At 55.4% G+C, this 3337-nt stretch carries 1 protein-coding gene; it reads left to right on the forward strand.

Annotated features, from left to right (window positions below; all coding sequences use genetic code 11):
- Positions 1-3337 (forward strand): amino acid adenylation domain-containing protein (locus ABR397_RS22115; RefSeq protein ID WP_350307595.1); only part of this gene is annotated, 3337 nt, incomplete at both ends.

Consider the following 3337-nt stretch of genomic DNA (forward strand, 5'->3'; position numbering starts at 1 on the left):
CAGCTATGGTGAGCTGAACCGCTGCGCCAACCAGCTGGCGCATCATTTAATTGCACTGGGCGTACAGCCTGATGACCGGGTCGCTATCTGTGTTGAACGCAGTCCGGCGATGGTGGTGGGACTGCTGGGAACCCTGAAAGCCGGCGGCGCCTATGTGCCCCTCGACCCAGCTTACCCGACCGAACGGCTGGGCCATATGCTAGCAGATGCGGCGCCGGTGGTCCTGCTTACCCAAACGTCACTGGTTACGAAACTGGACAGTTCCCTGCCTACTGTGCTGCTGGATATCCAAGCCTTCGATACCTGTGCGGACAATAACCCTGATACCCAGGCACAGGGGTTGACTCCACATCATTTGGCATATGTTATCTACACCTCCGGCTCCACCGGTCAGCCCAAAGGGGTCATGGTTGAACATCGCGGCCTACGCAACTTGATTAACACACAAATTGAAGCATTTCATATCACAGCTGACAGTCGGTTATTGCAATTCGCTTCTTTCAGCTTTGATGCCTGTATCTCTGAAATTGCTACTACACTGTGTCAAGGCGCCTGCCTTGTTCTGGCATCCCGCGAAGCCTTGTTACCCGGTGAAGCTCTGCTCAAGACTCTGCAAACTCAGGCGATCACCCATGTGACCCTCCCTCCTGTTGCAACCAGTGCCTTAACGCCTGATGCTGATCTGCCCGACTTGACAACTTTAGTTTTGGCAGGTGAAACTTGTCCGCTCGCGCTGGTCAAACGGTGGGCAGCAGGACGACGGATGATCAATGCCTATGGGCCAACAGAAAGTACCGTCTGTGCAACTCTCTATCTATGTGATGTCCGTAATGAAAATGCGCCCCCTATTGGTCAACCGCTCGCCAACACCCGGATTTATATTCTGGATGCACAAGGCCAGCCGGTGCCCCTTGGTGTGGCCGGTGAGATCTATATTGGTGGCGCCGGCGTGGCACGTGGTTACCTTAACCGTCCGGCACTGACGGCAGAGCGTTTTATTCCAGACTTCTTCTCAACAGAACCCGATGCCCGTCTGTACAAGACGGGCGACCTCGGTCGCTGGCTGCCGGATGGCAATATTGAGTACCTTGGCCGCAACGATTTTCAGGTCAAGCTGCGTGGTTTCCGGATTGAGCTCGGTGAAATCGAGGCACGCCTCGTTCAATGCTCTGGAGTACGCGAAGCTGTTGTTATCACCCGCGAAGACATTGCCGGAGAAAAACGTCTGGTGGCCTATCTCCGGCCTCAATCCGGCGTTGAACTGGCGCCGGCCGAACTGCGCCAGCAACTGGCGCAACATCTGGCCGATTATATGCTGCCCGGCGCCTTTGTGACGCTGGAAACTTTCCCGCTGACCCCTAACGGTAAACTTGACCGTAAGGCGCTGCCCAACCCTGATCAGTCTGCCGTGGCAACGCGTGGTTATGAAGTACCTGAAGGCGAACTGGAAACCCTACTGGTCCAGATTTGGCAGGAGCTGCTGGGCTTGGAGCGTGTTGGCCGTCATGATCATTTCTTCGAACTCGGCGGCCATTCACTGATGGCGGTCAGTCTGATTGAGCGATTGCGTGGCGCTGGCTGGTTGCTTGATGTCCGTAGTGTTTTCTCTACACCAGTGCTCGCCGAGATGGCTCAGATGATACAAACACATCAAGGTAAACCGGTCTTTGTCGTACCGCCTAGTCGCATTACCGAAGATTGCACTACCCTCACGCCAGATCTATTACCACTGGTGAAACTATCCCAGACTGAGCTCGATACCATTATCGACACCGTTCCCGGCGGGGCGGCTAATGTGCAGGATATCTACCCGCTCGCCCCATTGCAGGAAGGTATTCTGTTCCACCATCGCTTGCAGGAGCAAGGGGATACCTATCTGTTAAACAGCCTAGTGGCTTTTGATAACCGTACACGTCTCGATGCTTTCCTTGTCGCCCTGCAACAAGTGATCGACCGCCACGATATCCTGCGTACTGCTATCTGCTGGCAGGGACTTCCCCAGCCTGTACAAGTAGTCTGGCGGCAAGCACCGTTGTCGGTAAACACCTTTGTGCCGGCCTCGGCAAACAATGTGTTGACCCAGCTACAGGCCCACACTAATCCACGCCTGCGTCGGCACAATCTCAGTCAGGCACCGTTGCTCACTGCCGATATTACCTATGATCCGACCAGCCATGAGTGGTTGTTAGCTTTGGGCTTCCACCATCTGATCGGCGATCATATGACACTGGAACTTATCATCGCCGAAATCCGCCTGTTGTTACAGGGGCGTATAGGGGAACTGCCCAATTCGCTGCCGTACCGTAACTTTATCGCTCAAACCCTGAGCGTACCCGTCTCCGTGCATGAAGACTACTTCCGCGCCCGGCTCGCCGACATCGATGCACCAACAGCGCCTTTTGGTTTGCTTAATGTGCAGGGTGACGGTGAGGACGTGTCTGAAATTCGTATACCTCTAAATATTACACTGGCACGAACGATCCGCAATCAGGCCCGCCGTCTGGGTATCAGCCCGAGTGTATTGTTCCATGTCGCCTGGGCGCAGGTGTTGGCTCAGACCAGCGGCCGTGACGATGTGGTCTTCGGCACCGTGCTATTGGGCCGCCTGCAAGGCTCTGCCGGCGCTGATCGGGTAATGGGAATGTTTATCAATACCTTGCCATTGCGGGTATCCCTTGCTAGTCGAAGTGCACTGGAAGTGGTACAGGCCACCTATCGTGATCTCATGACACTGCTGGAACATGAACAAGCTCCTCTGGCACTGGCCCAACGTTGCAGTGGTGTAACGCCACCGATGCCATTGTTCAGCGCCCTGTTTAACTACCGCCATAGCCAGCCAGACGCAGACGATGCAACCTGGGATGGTATGCGCTTGTTGGCGACAGAAGAGCGTACTAATTACCCGTTGACCCTCTCGGTGGATGATTTAGGAGAAGGCTTCAATTTAGTGGCTCAGGCTATTTCAGGGATTGACCCCACCAGGGTCGCAAACTATCTGGTTACGGCCATCAGTGGCCTGATTGAAGCTCTGGCAACTGAACCCCAGCAATCTATTTTGAGCCTACCGGTTCTGCCTACTGCTGAACGTCAGCAACTGATGGATTTCAACGCCACACAGGCGGATTTCCCGCAGGAAGCCCTGATCCATGAATTGTTCGAACAACAGGCAGCGCGCACCCCGGATGTCACCGCCGTGGTGTTTGAAGCGCAGTCCCTCAGCTACGGCGAACTGAACCGCCGCGCCAACCGGCTGGCTCATCATCTGCTGACCCTCGGCGTACAACCGGATGACCGGGTTGCCATCTGCGCCGGGCGCAGTCTGGAGATGGTGGTGGGA

The organism is Photorhabdus viridis (assembly GCF_040256935.1).
In the GTDB taxonomy this organism is placed as follows: domain Bacteria; phylum Pseudomonadota; class Gammaproteobacteria; order Enterobacterales; family Enterobacteriaceae; genus Photorhabdus; species Photorhabdus viridis.